Source organism: Campylobacter sp. CN_NE2 (assembly GCF_027797465.1).
Taxonomy (GTDB): domain Bacteria; phylum Campylobacterota; class Campylobacteria; order Campylobacterales; family Campylobacteraceae; genus Campylobacter_B.
Window position 1 is genome coordinate 595,742 of record NZ_CP115608.1, and the last position, 18,664, is coordinate 614,405.

General features: G+C 35.5%; 20 protein-coding genes. 11 read left to right on the forward strand and 9 right to left on the reverse strand.

Annotation, left to right across the window (positions count from 1 at the left end; genetic code table 11):
- Positions 1-76 precede the first annotated feature (76 nt).
- Genes PF028_RS02895 through lptB form a run of 3 tightly spaced genes read left to right on the forward strand, consistent with a single transcriptional unit; the run spans position 77 to position 1,443 of the window.
- Complete coding sequence (locus tag PF028_RS02895; protein ID WP_270861263.1) at positions 77-334, forward strand: RNA-binding S4 domain-containing protein; 258 nt, start codon at positions 77-79, stop codon at positions 332-334.
- Positions 306-728, forward strand: coding sequence for a tRNA (adenosine(37)-N6)-threonylcarbamoyltransferase complex ATPase subunit type 1 TsaE (gene tsaE / locus PF028_RS02900; RefSeq protein WP_270861241.1), 423 nt, complete (start codon positions 306-308; stop codon positions 726-728). Before PF028_RS02895 ends, tsaE begins: the two co-directional genes overlap by 29 nt.
- Positions 709-1,443, forward strand: a complete 735-nt coding sequence (lptB, locus tag PF028_RS02905; RefSeq protein ID WP_270861242.1) for an LPS export ABC transporter ATP-binding protein — start codon at positions 709-711, stop codon at positions 1,441-1,443. Before tsaE ends, lptB begins: the two co-directional genes overlap by 20 nt.
- A 302-nt stretch (positions 1,444-1,745) precedes the next feature.
- Here lptB and hisD read toward each other — a convergent pair whose 3' ends face one another.
- Positions 1,746-3,032, reverse strand: a complete 1,287-nt coding sequence (gene hisD / locus PF028_RS02910; protein ID WP_270861243.1) for a histidinol dehydrogenase — start codon at positions 3,030-3,032, stop codon at positions 1,746-1,748.
- A 52-nt stretch (positions 3,033-3,084) separates the two neighbouring features.
- Between hisD and PF028_RS02915 the strand changes: the two genes are divergently transcribed.
- Positions 3,085-3,279 (forward strand): hypothetical protein, encoded by a 195-nt coding sequence (locus tag PF028_RS02915; RefSeq protein WP_270861244.1) that lies wholly within the window; start codon positions 3,085-3,087, stop codon positions 3,277-3,279.
- A gap of 33 nt (positions 3,280-3,312) precedes the next feature.
- Here PF028_RS02915 and PF028_RS02920 read toward each other — a convergent pair whose 3' ends face one another.
- From PF028_RS02920 to PF028_RS02945, 6 genes are read right to left on the reverse strand one after another with little or no spacing between them, the layout of a single operon-like run.
- Positions 3,313-5,748: an AAA family ATPase gene (locus PF028_RS02920; protein ID WP_270861245.1), complete on the reverse strand. Its 2,436-nt coding sequence runs from the start codon at positions 5,746-5,748 to the stop codon at positions 3,313-3,315.
- Positions 5,749-5,751: 3 nt separating this feature from the next.
- On the reverse strand, positions 5,752-6,675 hold the full coding sequence (locus tag PF028_RS02925) for a 1-aminocyclopropane-1-carboxylate deaminase (protein WP_270861246.1): 924 nt from the start codon (positions 6,673-6,675) through the stop codon (positions 5,752-5,754).
- A complete protein-coding gene (locus tag PF028_RS02930) occupies positions 6,650-7,702 on the reverse strand; it encodes an OmpA family protein (protein ID WP_270861247.1) in 1,053 nt (350 codons plus the stop codon). The genes PF028_RS02925 and PF028_RS02930 overlap by 26 nt, the downstream gene beginning before the upstream one ends.
- Positions 7,692-8,978, reverse strand: coding sequence for a MotA/TolQ/ExbB proton channel family protein (locus PF028_RS02935; RefSeq protein WP_270861248.1), 1,287 nt, complete (start codon positions 8,976-8,978; stop codon positions 7,692-7,694). Before PF028_RS02935 ends, PF028_RS02930 begins: the two co-directional genes overlap by 11 nt.
- Before the next feature lie 10 nt (positions 8,979-8,988).
- Positions 8,989-10,053 carry a class II fructose-bisphosphate aldolase gene (gene fbaA / locus PF028_RS02940; protein ID WP_270861249.1) on the reverse strand — a complete coding sequence of 355 codons (1,065 nt, stop codon included), beginning with the start codon at positions 10,051-10,053 and terminating at the stop codon, positions 8,989-8,991.
- A gap of 21 nt (positions 10,054-10,074) precedes the next feature.
- Positions 10,075-10,896, reverse strand: a complete 822-nt coding sequence (locus PF028_RS02945; RefSeq protein WP_270861250.1) for a peptidylprolyl isomerase — start codon at positions 10,894-10,896, stop codon at positions 10,075-10,077.
- Positions 10,897-10,991: 95 nt separating this feature from the next.
- On the opposite strand from PF028_RS02945, the gene nth reads away from it, so the two are divergent.
- A complete protein-coding gene (nth, locus tag PF028_RS02950; protein ID WP_270861251.1) occupies positions 10,992-11,624 on the forward strand; it encodes an endonuclease III in 633 nt (210 codons plus the stop codon).
- Here the strand turns inward: nth and PF028_RS02955 are convergent.
- Entirely contained in the window at positions 11,619-12,899 is a 1,281-nt protein-coding gene (locus PF028_RS02955) for an aminoacyl-histidine dipeptidase (RefSeq protein WP_270861252.1), read from the reverse strand. The genes nth and PF028_RS02955 overlap by 6 nt on opposite strands.
- A gap of 60 nt (positions 12,900-12,959) precedes the next feature.
- On the opposite strand from PF028_RS02955, the gene cmoB reads away from it, so the two are divergent.
- From cmoB to PF028_RS02970, 3 genes are all read left to right on the forward strand, one after another.
- Complete coding sequence (gene cmoB, locus PF028_RS02960; RefSeq protein WP_270861253.1) at positions 12,960-13,820, forward strand: tRNA 5-methoxyuridine(34)/uridine 5-oxyacetic acid(34) synthase CmoB; 861 nt, start codon at positions 12,960-12,962, stop codon at positions 13,818-13,820.
- 204 nt (positions 13,821-14,024) lie between these two features.
- On the forward strand, positions 14,025-14,378 hold the full coding sequence (locus PF028_RS02965) for a tetratricopeptide repeat protein (RefSeq protein ID WP_270861254.1): 354 nt from the start codon (positions 14,025-14,027) through the stop codon (positions 14,376-14,378).
- A 170-nt stretch (positions 14,379-14,548) separates the two neighbouring features.
- Entirely contained in the window at positions 14,549-14,911 is a 363-nt protein-coding gene (locus PF028_RS02970) for a tetratricopeptide repeat protein (RefSeq protein WP_270861255.1), read from the forward strand.
- 85 nt (positions 14,912-14,996) lie between these two features.
- Here the strand turns inward: PF028_RS02970 and PF028_RS02975 are convergent, their stop codons facing one another.
- Complete coding sequence (locus tag PF028_RS02975) at positions 14,997-15,599, reverse strand: MBL fold metallo-hydrolase (protein WP_270861256.1); 603 nt, start codon at positions 15,597-15,599, stop codon at positions 14,997-14,999.
- Positions 15,600-15,671: 72 nt separating this feature from the next.
- On the opposite strand from PF028_RS02975, the gene PF028_RS02980 reads away from it, so the two are divergent.
- The 3 genes from PF028_RS02980 to PF028_RS02990 are packed head-to-tail and all read left to right on the forward strand — an operon-like array spanning position 15,672 to position 18,502.
- Positions 15,672-16,448, forward strand: a complete 777-nt coding sequence (locus PF028_RS02980; protein WP_270861257.1) for an NAD+ synthase — start codon at positions 15,672-15,674, stop codon at positions 16,446-16,448.
- The gene (locus PF028_RS02985) at positions 16,441-17,577 is read left to right on the forward strand and encodes a DegT/DnrJ/EryC1/StrS family aminotransferase (protein ID WP_270861258.1); all 1,137 of its coding nucleotides are present in this window, start codon (positions 16,441-16,443) and stop codon (positions 17,575-17,577) included. The genes PF028_RS02980 and PF028_RS02985 overlap by 8 nt, the downstream gene beginning before the upstream one ends.
- The gene (locus tag PF028_RS02990) at positions 17,570-18,502 is read left to right on the forward strand and encodes a tetraacyldisaccharide 4'-kinase (protein ID WP_443101038.1); all 933 of its coding nucleotides are present in this window, start codon (positions 17,570-17,572) and stop codon (positions 18,500-18,502) included. The genes PF028_RS02985 and PF028_RS02990 overlap by 8 nt, the downstream gene beginning before the upstream one ends.
- The last annotated feature ends 162 nt before the right edge of the window (positions 18,503-18,664 follow it).

Below are 18,664 nucleotides of genomic sequence, written 5' to 3' on the forward strand. Positions count from 1 at the left end.
ATTTTGAAAAACTAAAAACTCCAAATTCTACCTAAATTTGGCAAAATATAAGATGAAATTTAGTATTATAACGCCTATGAGAGTAGATAAATTTTTAAATTCAGTAAATATCACAAAACGCAGAGCCGTCAGCGAAGATATGTGTAAAAGTGGCGTTGTCTATATAAACGGCGTTTTAGCAAAAGCTAGTAAAATGCTTAAAATCGGCGATGTCATCACAATAAAATTTTTAGAAAAAGATAAAAGTTATCAAGTTTTGAGCTTTCCGACTACAAAAAACACGCCAAAAAGTGAGCAAGAAAAATATGTCAAAGAAGTTCGAATTTGTCCTTAGCCTTAGCGAAATTTCGCAAATCGCAGAAATTTTGCCAAAAAAAGGGATAATACTGCTTATGGGCGATTTAGCTAGTGGCAAAACAACGCTAGTTAAGACAATCGCCAAATTTCACGGCATAGACGAAAAAATCGTAAATTCGCCGACATTTTCGATTATGCAAAAATATGGGCAAATTTATCATTATGACATTTACAATGACGGCTCGTCAGGACTACTTAAAAACGGTCTTTTTGAGAATTTTTTTGAAGAGGGGCTTCATATCGTCGAGTGGGCAGATGAAAATTTAATCGAGCTGTTAAAAAAATATTTGCTTGATTTTTGTATCGTAAAAATCGAAATCAACGGCAACAAACGCAAATACGAGGTAAATAATGCATATACTAGAAGTTAAAAATTTAACAAAAACGATAAAAAAAACGCAAATCATAAAAGGCGTTTCGCTCGAAGTGCAAAACGGCGAAGTCGTGGGCTTGCTAGGACCAAATGGCGCAGGAAAAACAACGACATTTTATATGATTTGTGGGCTTATTTCTAGCACGAGCGGTGCGATTTTTCTTGATTTTAAGGACATTAGCAATGTCCCGCTTCACAAACGCGCCAAACTTGGCATTGGTTACCTGCCGCAAGAAAGTAGCATTTTTAAGGATTTAAGCGTAGAAGAAAATTTAATGCTTGCCGCTGAAATCACCTATAAAGACAAAAAAACAGCTGCCGAGAAAGTCGATGAAATGCTAAATTTGCTAAATATCGAGCCAATAAGGGAGCGAAAAGGCGTGAGCCTAAGCGGTGGCGAGAGAAGGCGTTGCGAAATCGCGCGAAGTCTAATGATAACGCCGAAATTTTTATTACTTGATGAGCCGTTTGCGGGGGTCGATCCTATCGCAGTTAGCGACATACAAAACATCGTGCGAAGCCTAAAAGAGCTTGACATCGGGATTTTGATAACCGACCACAATGTCCGCGAAACTTTGGCGATTTGCGATAGAGCTTATGTCATAAAAGACGGCGAGTTGCTCACTAGCGGCACAGCCAAACAGGTCGCAAACGATGAAAATGTGCGAAAATACTATCTTGGTGATAATTTTAAATTTGATAGCGAATTGTAAATTTTATCATTAAACCAAATATTTTTTATGAATTTTTTGGTTTGCCAAAAAATTTGTCATTCTGAGTGTAGCTTAGCGAAACGAAGAATCTCAAAAAAATTACAAAAAAACAAATTTACAAATTTGCGTTTTAAAATGAAATTGCCACGATTTTTTCCTACGAAAAAAATCTCGCATTGACGATAATTTGCAAATTTATAAATTCTCGCATAGCCTACGAGATTCTTCGCTTCATTTCATTTCGCTCAGAATGACAAAAAAACAAAAAAACGCAATTTTGCCTTTAAACAAAATTCGAATTTTTACTTCTTATATCTTATTTCAACCGACTTTTTATGCGCCGTTAAGCCCTCTGCTTCGGCTAATGCCATACAAGCTGCGCCCAGTTCATCGACACTTTTTTTATTCATCGCTATGATAGAACTTCGTTTGATAAAGTGATAAACCCCAAGCGGCGAGAAAAATCTCGCACTGCCACCAGTCGGCAAAGTGTGATTTGGTCCAGCTAAATAATCCCCCAAAGCTTCCGGCGTATAGTGTCCTAAGAAAATCGCCCCTGCGTGTTTTATGCGTGGTAGTATCTCATAGGCATTGTCGGTGGCGATTTCAAGGTGTTCGACGGCTAGATCGTTCATCAAATCTATCGCTTCGTCAAAATTTTTAGCGATGATAATCGCCGCTTTATCGTCAATGCTCTTTCTAGCGATACTCTCGCGCTCTAATGTAGGCAAAATTTTATAAATTTCATCTTTCACGGCGTTTGCGAACGCTTCATCGCTTGTAACCATTATGCTACTTGCGATTTCGTCGTGTTCGGCTTGGCTAAGCAAATCAACAGCCGTGTGGTAGGCGTCTGCCGAGCCGTCGGCTAGGACGCCCACTTCGCTAGGACCTGCGATCATATCGATATTTACATCGCCAAAAACTAGCTTTTTAGCAGTCGCTACGAAAATATTTCCGGGACCTGTTATGACATCGACTTTTTCTATCGTTTCCGTGCCATACGCCATCGCGGCGACGGCACTTGCGCCCCCTACTTTGTAGGCTTTTTTGATTTTTAGCACATGCATGGCAGCAAGAAGTAGCGAATTTACAGCACCGCCCACAGCAGGTGTGCAGACGGTTATATCACTCACACCTGCGACGATTGCGGGGATTGCGTTCATCAAAAGCGAACTTGGATACGCCGCCTTTCCGCCCGGCACATACAGCCCCGCACGATCGACAGGAGTGATTTTTTGCCCTAGCATTTCGCCAAATTTGCCAAATTCGATCCAGCTTTTTTCAAGCTGTTTTTCGTGGTAGGCAAAAATGCGATCATACGCCACTTGTAAGGCATTTTTTAGCTCGTTTGAGAGCTCATCAAAAGCCTTTTTCATCTCGTCTTGCGTGATAGCGAGATTGCCCTGCACTTCCCATTTGTCAAATTTGGCGATTTGCTCGTTTAAGGCTTCATCGCCCCTAGCTTTTATATCATCTATTATGCCCGTAACTATCGGCATAACGCTTTTCATATCTATATCGGAGCGATTGACAAGCTTTTTAAATTCGGCTTTAAAATCCGCTTCGTTTGATTTTAAAATTTTCATATTTTTACCCTTTAAATTTTTTATAAATTTTAGTTTATAGCATAATTTAGTTTTGAATTTAATAAAATTTGCAAATTTGTTTGATTTACTCTGCTACGCTTCGCTTCGCAAGAAACCTGCCACGCACTTTGTGTATGGCACCGCTTCGCTTGTTTTCACAGAACTTCGTTTGTCATTGCGAGATTTTGCATTAGCAAAAATCGTGGCAATCACCAAAACCAAAATAAATTTTACAAATTACTTATAAATATTCTAAATTTTTACGATTTTAATCTGCTATTTATATTGTATTTTGTTTAATATCTTCTATCCATTGTTTAATTTGATTTTCTTTATCTACTCCTAAATGAGTAAGAATATGAAGTTTATTTAAGCAATATAAGAAACATATAACAGATTTTGCTGTTCTTTGTTTTTCTGTATCTGGAACAAAGTCAAAAAAACTCATTGATTTTGCTTTTTCTTCAAAATGACTTTCACCATGAAGCACCAAACGATACATAAGATTTTCAAAATATTTTGAAATTTCACTATCTTCAATAATTGATAGAATTTCTTTATTAGTTGAAATTTCTTCTATACCTTTTTTATAGATAAATGTTCCGTATGCTTCCAATACTCTTCGCATTACATTACCAATAGTTAGTGATGAATTATCATCAATCTTTAATGCAAAGTCATATATTTCATTAAGTAATTTTGTATATTCATGTCGCTTTCTAAAAGGGAAATCTACTATTTCTTTTCCTTTTAACTCTAATAATGAATATATATATTTATATCCACTAATTTTAGGAAAGTAATCAACTATTTCTGATGCTACTTTTTGTAAATCAAAATATGTTTGTATATCGTGAGTGAAAATAACTGCTTTTGTATTTTCATTACCACAAAGATATTGTTTTAATTTATGGCGTAGAAAGGATAATAATCCAATACGATTTTCCATATCAAAACTGGATACAGGGTCATCAATAACCAATAAATATGGATTGCTATAATCTCCTTGCTCTTTATCTTTCATTGTTTGAGAAAAGAAATAGCACATAGCAATCGCATTTCTTTCACCAGTAGAAATTTTATTAGGTTTAACATTATTACCCATAGATTTTAAGCAATATTTTTCATCACGATATTCAATTTCAAGACGATTATTTGCAAAGAATATATATTGCAATCCTTTGTTAATTTCTTCAACAGCAATTTCTACTTTATTTTTATCTGCTATCAATTTTTTAATAGTTTTTTCACATTCTTCTAAATTTTTTATATCATTTTTTAACTTATCATCTTCTTGTTTTTTTATTGTTTCTTTTTCTTGAAATTTTTTATATTCATTGCATATATCATAATAAGCAATGTTATCATTTATAGCATTTAATTGATTTTTAATTGAATTTGTATCAATAGTGTTGTTGTTATATTCAAGGCGTAATCCTTCTAACTGTTTTAATTTTAATATAAGAGTATCGAATTTATTTTGAATATCAGTATATCCTAATGTTACAGGTTGATAAACATTTCCTGATTTTTCTTCAATTTTATTATTTATCATTTTTACACAATCATTAAATTGTGTTAATGCTGTACTACATTCTTCAATAACTGTTTTATCTAAAACAGAAAAATCATTAAAATTTATTGTAATTTCTTCTCTTTTATATGCTTGTAATTCTTGTTTATGTTCTTCGTTGGCTTTACTTAATATTTTTTCTATACTTGCAAATAATTCTTGTTTATGAGTAGATGAAACTTCTTGTGTACAAAATGGACATCTATCATTTTCATTATTCGCAAAAAAATCTTTAATCTCATGTAAGTGCCGTTCTTGTTTTTCTTTCATAATAGAAAGCAAAAATTTTTCTCGTTCAGAAAGATTAGGTTGTTCAATTTTTTTTAATAATAAATCGATAAATCCCTTTTCATCAAAAGTAAAAGAAAAATTGCTTGGCACTTCGGCAGAAATCTGTTTTGCACCGCTTTGAACAGTTTTTAATTCTTCTAATAATTTGTTATATTCTATAATCAAAGCATCTCGTGATTTTGTAGGAGATAAGTTTATAAAATCTTTATATTTATCATCACTAACAGAAGTCGCTCTGCGTGGATTTTCACCTGCAATCTGTTTTATTTTAAAATCTCTTTCTGCCCAATTTTTATTACCTTGATTATCTTGACCTTTCAGGTTGCTCATCATTTTTTTAAACCAATAATTTGGCGAATTTTCATTTCTATCATCATTCAAATCATCACATTTGTTCTTTTGTTCTTTTTTTTCATTTTCTAATTCAATTTTTTTGTTTTCTTCATCTTTTAATTGCTTTTCAATATCTACCATATCTCCTAACATAACAATGGTATCTAAACCATCTTCTTTGATACGAATATTATTGTCTATATATGTTTCATCAAATACAAAAATATTATTTTTATCATCGTTAGTTACATTATTATCTTTGTCGATAAGTTCTGCCGTAGTAATATCTCGAATATCATCGCCTTTAATCTTATTAAATGAAGTAGCAATGGTACTTTTACCAGAACCATTTTTACCATAAATAAGACTTATTCTTGTTACTGATATTTCCTTTTTATCTTTTTTTTCTTCTTTTTCTTCCTTTGGAACTTTATATGGAAATAATTGTAATACAGTTTCACTATCAAAATTATTTCCTTGCAATTTAATACCTGTAATATTATTTAATTGTGTTACCATAGTTTATTCCTTGCCCATCAAATTTTTATACTTGTATCGTTGCAGTTGCGAAATGTTGCCGAGAATTCCTCCTTGGTGGATATATAAAACTTCGTTTGCGAATTTTTCGCGGTTAGCTAAAAGCGTGAGAAGTCCCACAGGGTCGTAGATTAGATCAAATTCTATGCCGGTTTGTGCGTGGGCTTTTTCCCAAATTTCATAAAGTTCGGCGTAAGGTTTTGCAAAGTGAAATTTGCGTGGTGGGGGCAAAATTTGCACTTTTGAAGTTTTATCTAGGGCTAAAATTTGCTCTTTTAAATACGCCCTGTCGCCCACACAAGGCGTGGTAAAAACGCTAAATTTGGTATGTTTTGCTAGATAACACGCACTCGCCCCCGTTCCGCTTGGCAAAAAAATGTCAAAATCTCGCCCGTGCGTGGTGGCAAATTTATCGATAAATTCGCCCTGCACGGCAAAACCAAACTCAGCTTCGCCCTGCGCTACGCCCTCTTCGATAAAAATCGCACTATCATCGCAAAGACTTAGCGCAAATTGGCGGCGATTTTTGTTTTCATAAATTTTCATACCATTTTCAAGCGAGAATTTGAAATTTCCACACGGATTTTGCCTTAAATTTTCGCTTATGTGATCAACTACAAACTCGAAATCAAGCCCTTTTAGCCTAGAAAAAACGCTTAATGAATACATCGCATTTGACTGAGATGAGCCGTAGCTGACGATTTTTTTAAATTTGCTTAAATCGGCGTTTAGATAGTAGTGCAGTTTTCTGGCTTTGTTGCCGTTAATTACGCCCAGCAGGTCGTCCCGCAAAAGCCAAAATTTAAAGCCGTCAATGCAAATTTGCTCTATTTTTGGATTTTCAAATTCAAAGGCGTGGTCGCGCAAAGTGCCGAAATTTAGGCTAGTTTGCTGTTTTGTTTCCGTCATATTCTAAAAATTTGCGAATTTCTTCCATCGCTTCTTTGTTCGAAAGCGTAAATTTGATCTCAATTCGCCTACTAGCGTCTTTATCTTCGACGCCACCAGTTAGCACAGGCGACATAAAGCTTCTACCGCTAGCGATGAGATATTTTCGAAGTCGCTCGTCGGTGTTCCATGAATTTATGAAATTCATCACTTCCAATGCCCTATTTTGCGATAGTTTAAGGTTATAAAGATACTCGCCGTCGCTGTCAGTGTGCCCTTCGATGATGATTTGATCTAAATTTGCTCTAATCTCATCGTTGTTTAAAAGCGTTTCAAAGTAGCTTTTTAGCGTGGTTTCAAGCTCGTTTTTGATTTCGTCTTTTAAGACTGCTTCGCCCTTGTCAAAAAGCACTTGCGATGAAAGTTTTATCGCGCCACTTTCTTCGTCAATGCTGATTTTATCGCTAAGTTTCTCTTTTATGTCGGCTATGACCTTAACTTTCATACCCGTTAGGTTGCGAATTCGGTTTTTTGTAACATTTAAATCACGCAAAATTTGGTTGAAGTCGCTCTCTTTTTGGCTGAGTTGATCGAGCAAAAATGCGATTTTAAGCTCGTTTTGTGTGATTGTCGCGTTGGCTTCGTTTTTTTGCGCTTCTAGGTTTCGCAAAATTTCGTTCATATCGAAATTCTCTTTTTTCAGCTTTTCTGCCATTTCGGTGAGATCTTCGATTTGGATAAAATATATCGAGTTTTGCTTACGCAAATCGACATTTTCGACATTTAGCTCTTCAAGTCGTTCGTTGAAAATTTTATTTAACGCTTCTAGCTCGGCGGTTTTTTTCTCTTCATTTTGCAGACTTAAAATCGCACTTGCGAAATCTTTTTTTTGCTGTTCTAGGGCGCTTTCGGTGCTTTCTAGGCTGGTTTGAGTTAAAAAATATTTAACGATAATCCCGCCCACAAGCAAAACAAAAACAAATAGCAAACCAGCCATCAAGTCTGCATAAACGACCCAAAATGAGCTTTCTTCGTTGTTAGTTTTCATTTTCTTTTTCTTTTAAATCAATATCGGCAAGGGATTTTTTAAGCTCTTCGATAATGTCGGAGTTATCGAATTTACCGATATTTTCGTCTTTAAAAATTTGTTTAAAATCATCGACTATTGTTTTTATTTCGCTTTTGACGCTTTGATTTAAAATTTCTTTATTTTGCAAAATTTGAGAATTTAGCGAACCAAGCGAACTTTGCAAATTTTTTAACTCTTGTGATAACGAATTTGCAATATTTTCAAATTTATCCGTTTTTTGCGTGGTAAAATTTGCGAATTTGACCTGCTCGTCGGCAACGCCCTTTTGGATATAGGCTAAATTTTGCGAAACGGATTTTAAAATCGAAATAATCTCAGCGTAGCTTTCGCTTACTCTTTTTTGCGTGATATTCGAATTTACAAGCATTTCGTTTGATTTTTCAAGCTCGGCAGAAGTAAGTCTAAGTGTCTCTTCTTCTAAGCTCACAATCTTTTGAAAATTTTGGAATTTTTCTTCAATCGACCTGCTAAGTTTTTCGTTAAATTCGCCACTTGCCATACTTTCGAAGTGCTTTGCCACTTTTTCATTTTTATCCAAAATTTCTTGCAAATAGCTTTGCATAATCTCATCTTTATGCCAAAAAAAGTTTCTTGTAGCGAATTTGTATTTTGTAACCAAATTTTGGTATTTGCTAATGCCTTTTTTCTCAAAATAAATCCACCAAAGTGCAAGAAAAATACCATAAATAGAGACATAAAACGCCGTTCCAACGCCGCCAAGAAGCTGAGCAATCTCTTTTTCGAGCGAATTTATATCGCTTGAAGAAAACTGCGGCATAGAAATGGCAATACTGATAAAGGTTCCTAAAATTCCTAGCATTGGGAAAATTCCTGCTGCAACAGAAGCGTAGTTTGGATTTCGCAAATTTAGTGCGTATTCATCACTAAAATCTTCAAATTTAGCGTCGCTTTTTTTCTTACCTGCGATGACTAAAAGGTGCGACATAATGAACTCTTTAAGCTCTTTTTTGAAATTATCGATCCTGCTTTCAAATGCGCAACAACCGTATTCTGCGTTATGACGCGCCAAAATAAGCGCGATGACAAGCAAAACCGCCATCATCACAATCGAGTGAAGCTCGACCTTAAAATCGATAACTTTTAAAAATCCGAGCAAAAATACCACAAAAATCGCAATCGGCACGAAAACAATTTTTAGATAGACTCCTATTTGGGAGCGTTCGTTGTTTTCGGGCAGTGTTAAATCCAAAACTTCGCTACTTCTGTTTTCCATGAAATTTGCCTTAGTTTTTATTTATACAATTTAAATTCTCAAACGCCGTTAAAAGCCTTTTTACCATACTTTCTTCGCCACATCTTAGCCATTTGCGTGGATCGTAGTATTTTTTATTTGGTTTATCTTCGCCTTCTGGGTTTCCGATTTGACCTTGCAAGTATGCCCTATTTTTTAGCTCATACTCTCTTACTCCGTCCCAAAATGCCCACTGCGTATCGGTGTCGATATTCATCTTAACCACGCCGTAACTAACGGCATCTTTAATGTCTTTTATCTCGCTACCGCTTCCGCCGTGAAAAACGAAATTTACAGGTTTTTCGTCATTTAAACCAAATTTTTCCTTTACAAATTTTTGCGAATTTCGCAAAATTTCTGGTCTTAGCACGACATTTCCCGGTTTATACACGCCATGCACATTTCCAAAACTTGCTGCAATGCTAAAATTCGGACTAATTTTTGATAATCTTTCATACGCCAAAGCGACATCTTCTGGTTGTGTGTATAAAAGTGCGTTATCCACACCTGTATTATCTACGCCGTCTTCTTCGCCGCCTGTTACGCCAAGCTCGATTTCTAGGGAAATTCCTAGCTCACTCATTTTTTTAAGATACTCTTCACAAGTGCTTAAATTTTCTTCCAAACTCTCTTCGCTAAGATCTAGCATGTGAGAGCTAAATAGCGGCACTCCGTGAGCTTTTTTATAGTTTTTACTAGCTTCAAGTAAGCCATCTATCCAAGGAAGCAGTTTTCTTGCGGCGTGATCTGTGTGCAAAACTACCGCCACGCCGTAATATTTAGCTAATAAATGAACCTGCATAGCCCCACTAACTGCACCCATAATAGCGCCGTTTTCGCACTCTTTGCCAGCATAATAGCTCGCTCCGCCATTACTAAACTGGATAATCACAGGCGAACTGGCTTTTTTTGCGCTTTCTAAAACAGCATTTATAGAGTGACTTCCGACAACATTTACAGCAGGGATTGCAAAACCCTCGCTTTGTGCGTACTTATAAAGTTTGCTTACTTCATCGCCAAATAAAACTCCGGGCTTTACAATATCTAAAACTCCCATAGCCCAACCTCCTAAAATTTATTATTTATATTCGATTTTTGCTTTTTTAAACAAATCTTGTGCTGTTTTTTGTAAATTTGCAGCTGCTTTTTCTTGGCGAATCACACCCTCGATAATAGGTTTTGCTTCATTTACAGGCACTTGTCTTTGCGCTCTTTCATCTTCTTTTAAGATTACATGATAACCAAACTCAGTTTTAACAGGATTTTTTGAGATTTCGCCTTTTTTCATAGCAAAAGCTGCATCCGCAAAAGGTTTAACCATAGCGCCTTCTTTTGGGAACGGAGGCAACGCACCACCTGTTTGTTTAGCAGCCGGTTCGATTGATTTAGCAGCAGCAGTTTCAGCAAATTTTTGAGTAAGAGCAGCGCCATTTAGACCTTTTAACTCGCCGATAATTCCCTTTGCTTCGGCTTCTGTTTTAACCAAAATGTGGCGAACTTGAACCAAAGGCGGTTCTACGAATTTGCTTTTATTTTTGTTATAAAAATTTTGAACTTCACTATCGCTTATTTTTATGTTATTTGCTTGTTTTGCCTGCCAAACACGGACAGCCAAAATATCTTTTTGAACTTCAAGCTCTTTTTTATAAAGTTCGTCATTTGTTACGCCTGATTTTTTAGCTTGATCGACTAAAAGTTGCTGAGTAATAACTCTATCAAGTATCTCTTTTTTGGCAGTTGCTGGCATATTAGCAAGTTCGTTTGGAGCTATACCACTACCTGCTAACATCGGAATAACTTCATTTTCAGTGATATTTTTGCCATTTACGGTTGCAAAAACGGTCGCATTTAGGCTTACAGCCACAGCCAAACTAAGTGCAGAAAAAACAATCTTTTTCATTTACATTCCTTAATAAAAAAATTTTCGCGAAAATTATAGCTAAATGTGGTTAATAATTAAATTATTTTTATTAAATTTAGTGTAAAATGGTGCTTATGAGAACGAAAAAAGATATAAAAGAGATTAAAAATTTATTGTTAGAGTACTTTGGCGAGCCAACAACTGAGCTTAAATTTCGCAATCTTTACGAGCTAATCGTCTGCGTTATGCTTAGCGCACAATGCACCGATAAACGGGTAAATTTAATCACACCTGCGCTATTTAGGGAGTTTCCTGACATACACTCGCTGGCAAATGCAAATTTAGGCACAGTTAAAATGCTGATAAATTCGTGCAGTTTTTTTAACAACAAAGCGCAAAATTTAATCAAAATGGCAAAGTCTGTGGTGGAAAATTTCGGTGGCGAAATCCCGCTAAATGAAAAGGATTTGCTTAGCCTTGCAGGGGTCGGGCAAAAGACAGCCCATGTCGTGCTAATCGAGCATTGCGGGGCGAATTTTATCGCCGTGGATACACATGTTTTTCGCGTTTCGCACAGGCTTGGGCTAAGTAACGCAAAAACGCCAGAACTTACCGAAAACGACCTTACAAAGGCATTTGTAAGCGATTTAAACTATCTGCACCAAGCTTTGGTGCTATTTGGGCGATATACTTGCAAAGCTGTAAAACCAAATTGCAAAGAGTGCTTTTTAGCACACCTTTGCAAAAGCAAGGATAAAATTTTATAAATTTTGCGTGTTTGTCATTATCTCACGCACTGCGTTTAGGATTTTTTCGACAGATTTTAGCTCGACTTTTTCATGCGTGCTGTGTGGTGAAATGATATTTGGACCAATCGAAGCTACCTGTATAGCGCTATCTTTTGTGATAAAAACGCCACACTCTAATCCGGCATGGACGGCACCAAGCTTCGCAGTTGGCACAAATTTTTGCAAATTTTTTAAGATAAATTCGCTAAATTCGCTTCGTTGCGGTTGCCACGGCTGACTAGTTTCGTCAAAAACGCACTCCAAGCCAAAATTCTCAGCCGACATTTTGGTTTGATATTTCACCCCTTTTAAGCCCTTTTCGCTCATCGATCTAGCGTAAAACAAAAGTTCAAATTTGCCGTTTTTTTCACCAGCCAAAGATAAATTTATGCTAGTCCCGGGCAAATTTAACTCATCGTTAAAATCCCTAACGCCTTGCTTAAATTCGCAAATGAGATTTAAAATATTGTCCGAATTTTCATAAATTTCGCACTCTTTAAACCCTAAAAATTTATGTTTAATAAAATATGGAAAATTTGAAATTTCATTTTTAAAAATTGCAGTCGCACTAGCTTTTGCAGGGATTGAATTTGCCCTTTCGCCGCCGCTAAATTTGGCGATTTTACCGCCGTTTTTAGCGACAAATTCGGCTAAAAATTTAATCGCATTTGGCAGGTTTTTATGAATTTCGATTCCACTATGACCGCCTGGAAAATCATCGATAAAAATCTCATAGCAAAAGCCACTTTTTTTCTCGCGCGCGCTGTCGCAAAAAGCGCGAATTTCGGCACTTCCTGCGCACCCGATTATGACTTCGTTTTCATCTTCGCTGTCTAAATTTAGCATTTTTTTGCTTTTTATATCTGCGTTAAATTCTCTAACGCCCCAGAGCCCCACTTCTTCGTTGTTTGTAAGGACCGCTTCGAAGTTCTCAAACTCGCTCATCATCGCCATTATAATTGCTACGCCAATCCCGTTATCAGCCCCAAGCGATGAGTTTTTTGCACTTAAAAAGCCATCTTGCTCTACTAGCTCGATTTGCGGCGCAAGTCCTACTCCAACCATATCATAGTGCGCTTGCAGGCAAATTTTTGGCTCACCTTTGCAGACATAAATATTTCCTGCGTTATCAACTTCCACGCTAAATTCGTGCTTTTTTGCAAATTTCACTAAAAAATCGCGCAGTTTTTCGGTTTCGTAACTTAAATGCGGAATCTCGCAAATTTGCCTAAAATAACTCATAATTTTTTGCATTTTTAACCTTTTTGGAATTTAAAAAACGCTAGTATAACACAAAAATTTTAGGATAAATTTATGAAATTTGACAAAATACAAACCAAACTTTTAAAAAAAATTGAAAATTTGCCAAATTTGGACGCAGATTTGGATTTTGGCGATGTCGTGCGAATTTTTAATCAAAACGCAGACGCTGAATTTAAAAAGCAAATTTATGATTTAGCAATGGATTTACGCCCTTGGCGAAAAGGTCCTTTTGAGATTTTTGAGACATTTATCGACAGCGAGTGGCAAAGCCAGATTAAATTCAATATCCTAAAACCATATCTAAATTTGCAAGGTAAGGTCGTAGCAGATGTCGGGTGCAATAATGGGTACTATATGTTTCGTATGCTAGAACTTTCGCCCAAAAAGCTAGTTGGATTTGATCCGAGCATGCGGACATTTTTGCAGTTTAGTTTTTTGAATAAATTTGCCAAAAGTCCCATAAAATACGAGCTTAAAGGCGTGGAAGATTTGAGTAATTACGAGCATAAATTTGACACGATTTTTTGTCTAGGCGTGATTTATCACAGAAGCGATCCGATAAAAATGCTCAAAGATTTAAAACAGAGCCTAAATAATGGTGGTGAAGTTTTTTTGGATACTATGTATATTGACGGGGACGGTGAATTTGCACTTACGCCAAAAAATACCTACTCAAAAATTCCAAATATCTATTTCGTGCCTACCATAAACGCTTTACAAAACTGGTGCGAAAGAGCCAAATTTAGCAGTTTTGAAGTGCTAGAAACTAAGCCGACAGATCTAAACGAGCAACGCAAAACGGATTGGATTTTAGGGCAAAGTTTAGAAAATTTTCTAAATCCAAATAATCCAAATTTGACGATCGAAAACTACCCCGCACCAAAAAGGGTTTATGTTAAAATTTCAATCTAAATTTGCTGAAAAATTCAGAAAAAATTTCATTTGAATTTACAAATCTATGCCTAAAACAGGGCAGATTTAGAATATCTTATAATTTTTATAAAAAAACTATGTGAAAAAACAAAAAATTTATAAAAAATTTGCTCCAAAATTAAAAATTTGGAGTATAATTGCGCCCTTGAAAAGAGAAATTTTTTGTTTAAAAGGAGCAAGGTTATGAAAAAATTAGTTTTCTTAGCGTTGTTAGGGGCAGCAAGTTTGTTTGCTAGCGAAGAGCTACAAAAGGCATGCGATGGCGGAGATTGGGATAAATGCGTCGAACTTGGCATAAAATACTACAAAGGCGACGGTGTAGAAAAAGACCACGAAAAATCACACCAACTTTATGAAAAAGCGTGCGAAACAGGACATAATCTAAATGGTTGTTATAGAGCAGGAGCATTTTATGCTATCGGTCAGGGCGCAGAACATGATCATGATAAAGCCCTACTTTGGCTAAAAAAAGCTTGTGACGGAAATCACGAAAAAGCATGCAAAATGTATGATAGGGTTTTGCACGAAGACGAATAATAAAAAGTAATTTGCGTCCGTAAATTTGGACGCAAATTTAAATTATACTTTTACGATATATCATATAGAAATTATCAATAAATTAAAAAAGTAAATATATATTTAAAAATTCAGAGTATAATGCACTCGCATTTAAAAAGTTAAATCCAGAAAATGCGAAAGGATTAAAAATGAAAAAAATGTTTTTGATTGCAGCATTTTGTGCAGCAAGTTTAAGTGCGGTTTTTGCAAACGCAGAACTTCAAGCAGCCTGTGACGGCGGGGATTGGGAAAAGTGTGTTGAGCTAGGTATGAAATATTATCGTGGTCAAGACGGATTAGAAAAAGATCATGAAAAAGCACACCAACTTTACGAAAATGCTTGTGAAACAGGACATAATCTAAATGGTTGTTATAGGGCAGGACTTTTTTATGCTGTCGGCCAAGGCGCAGAACACGATCACGATAAAGCCCTGCTTTGGCTAAAAAAAGCTTGTGACGGCGGTCACGAAAAAGCTTGTAAAACTTATGAGAGAGTTTTACACGAAGAATGATGGCGTCAAAATCATTTAATTAAAAAATACAAGAACTTAAAAATTTATAAATCCGTGTCAAATTTGTTTTGGCACGGATATTTTTTTATCTAAAAAATCTCAAAAAATACTCAATAGTTTTTCGTTCATCGTTTAAATTTGATTTTTGTCCGTGTCCGGGATAAATTTCAAAATTTTCTTTGATTTGTAAAATTTTTAAAAGCGAATTTTTCATATCATCTGCATTTGAATACGGAAAGTCATATCTGCCGATACTTCCCTTAAATAGCACATCTCCGCTAAAAACAGTGCCGTTGATTTTTATCATAGTGCTTCCGGGCGTATGTCCGGGAAAATGCAAGAATTTAACCTTAAATTCATCATTTTCGCCAAGAAAAAACTCGTTTTCATCTTTTATCAAAATATCAGGCGTTACGCAGTTTGCAAGATACCCAAATGGATCTTTTTCAAGAAAAAAGGCGTCTTTTTCATGAATATAAATTTTATGCCCTAAAATTTGCAAATTTTCATCATCAAATGTGTGATCAAAATGCCCGTGTGTGTTAAAAACAGCTAAAATTTTTTTAGTGTTTTGTTTTATCCACGCAAAACTACCCTGACCTGGATCGATTACTATTTCTCCGCTTGTTCCTTTTAAAATGTAGCAATTTGTCATAAAATCGCCGCAAGGTTTGCTTAAAATTTCCATAAATTTTTCCTTTAAATTTATGAGTATTTTATCAAAAAAGAGCTAAAATTATTGAATTTTGTAGGAAAAAGTATGGATTACGAAAATTTAGAAAAAAAATTGCTTGTTTTTTTGGAAAATAGCCTAAAAAAAACAAAACAAAAAAACTTTATCATCGGTATTAGCGGGGGACTTGATAGTGCCGTTGTTTCGGCACTTTGCAGTAAAGTTAAAAACGCAAAAACGCTTGGAGTTATACTTCCTACAAAATATTCAAATTCAAAAAATTTAAAAGACGCAACCACGCACTGCGATAAATTTAAAATTCCCTACGAGATTATCCAAATTCAGCCGTTTATAGATGAGTATTTAAAAATTCAGCCAAACTCAACCAAACTTGAAATCGGCAATTTTACGGCTAGAATTCGTATGAATTTGCTTTTTGATTATAGTGCGAAAAACCACGGCGTGGTCGTAGGAACGAGTAATCTAAGTGAGCGATTACTAGGTTATGGCACGATTTACGGCGATATGGCGTGTGCTTTTAATCCAATAGGGGAAATTTTTAAAACCGAAATTTTTGAATTTGCTAAATTTTTAAAAATAGATAACAAAATCATCAAAAAAGCCCCGAGTGCCGACCTTTGGAACGGTCAAAGCGACGAAAAGGATCTTGGGTATTCATATAAAAATTTAGATGCTGTTTTATCGCAAATTTACGACAATAAGGTAAATTTAGATGATTTAAAAACCAAATTTGGCGAAAATTTGGTAAATTTTGTAACCACTCGAATAAAAACAAATAAATTTAAACTAATTCAACCAAAAATAGCAAAAATAAGAAAAAATTTAAGGACGAATAATGCGTGAAATTTCGTTTTTTAAAGCATGGACGGACAAAAAAGAAGAAGAGTTACTTTTAGAAGCACTAAGCGACAACGAAGGCAAATTTGTAAATTCTTTTGAAACTGATATAAAAAAATATTTCGACACGAAATGCGCAGTTTCCACAAACAACGGCGCAGCGGCGATTTATTTGGCACTTTGTGCATTAGGAGTTAAAAAAGCAAATAAAGTAATTTGTTCGGTAAATTCCTTTCCGCATATTGCTGGTGCGATTTGTGCGTTAAGCGCAACGCCTGTTTTATGTGATATAAACACAGATGATTTTAATATAAATGTCGATGAATTCGAAAAAATCTTAAAAAACGGCAATCACAAACACCTAAAATGCGCTTTCATCACGCATATCGCAGGTAAAAGTGCCGATATGGACGCCATTTATGACATTGCAAAAAAATACGGCGTTCAAATAATCGATGACGCAAGTAGAGCTATGGGTGCAACCTATAAAGGTAAAAAACTAGGCTCGATTAAAGAATCCGCGATTTCATGTTTTCAGATAAATCCGCAAGTCAAAAATGCCGTAAGCTCGGCTGGATTTTTCACTACAAACGACGAAGAAATCGCCAAAAGAGCTGTGCTTTTGCGAGATAACGGTATTATTTCAGAAGGATTTGATAAAAGCGGCAATATCACCTATGTTTATGACATAGAAGATGTAGGACTTAAATACGACTTAAACGCCATAAATGCAGCTTACGCAAAATCTCAGCTTAAAAAAACGGCTAAATTTATAGCTCGTCGCAAAGAAATAGCTCAAATTTATCAAAATGAGCTTTGCGATACCCCACACATCACGCTTCCTGTCGGAAATGACGAGCATATTTATTCGCAATATATCATCAAAGTCGATAAAAATCGCGATGATTTCGCCAGAGAAATGATAAAAAACGGCATAAATGTATCGCTTCATTATATACCGATTCACTTGCTTAGTTATTACAAGAAAAAATATGGCTACAAAGTAAATGAATTTCCAAATGCCCTAAAAGTTTATCAGCAAATTCTATCGCTTCCTATATACGCAGCTTTAAGCGATGATGAAGTTTATTATATTTGCAAAAAAATAAAAGAAATAGCAGTCAATCGTGTTTAATAAATTTGCTCTTGGCATTGAGAAATTTCTTTGGAAACCAAGCCCGTTTGGCGCAGTTTTGGCGATTTTTTTGCTTCCGCTTTCGGCACTTTATAGCTTAATAGTTTGCCTAAAAAAGCTTTTTGCCAAACCGCAGGATTTTAAAATTCCTATTATAAGTGTCGGAAATCTCACACTTGGCGGAAGCGGTAAAACGCCCCTTTGCAAGGCGATTTTTAACAAATTTTCTAGCGAATACAAAATTTTTATTATTTTGCGTGGATACGCACGAAAAAGCAAAGGTATGATTTTAGTTTGCGATAACGGCGAAATTCTATGCGATACGACTCAAAGTGGCGATGAAGCAATGGAATATGCTTTGGCTCTTAATAACGCAAATGTCATAGTTAGCGAAGATCGCAAAATCGCCATTGAAAAAGCTAAGCAAATGGGAGCAAATTTGATTTTGCTTGATGACGGATTTGGCAAATTTGATATTTTGAAATTTGATATTTTACTTTTGCCACGCCCTTTGCCGACGCTTCCTTTTACTATTCCAAGCTCGGCATATCGTTATCCGCTGTTTTTTGCTAAATTTGCAGATTTTATTCCCGCCGACGGCGATATTTTTGCAAATTCGCAAATTTTAAATCCTACAAAAAATATGATTTTGGTTTCAGCCATCGCTAAACCATGGCGTTTAAAAGAGTTTTTTGCGCAAACAAAAGCTCAAATTTTTTACCCGGATCACTATGATTTTAAAAAAGATGAACTTGAAAATTTGCTAAAAATTCACAACGCCACAAGCCTTTTAATCACCGAAAAAGACTACGCAAAAATAAAAAATTTTGATTTGCCAACTTCGATAATAAGGCTAAATTTAACTCTAAGTGAGAATTTTAAAGACAAAATTAAAAGCTATATAAAGCAAAATTTGATAGAATAGTTCTTTTGTTTGAAACAAATTCATAGAATTTGACTTTATTATTGATAAGACGGCGAAGCCGTCAGTAAAAACCAAATTTAAAAAACGAAAGTTTTTTAAATTTGCCACTTCTAGCGTGCAGGGGTTGGGGGTTGTTAAGGGGGAAGGGGGCGCTTCGCAAGT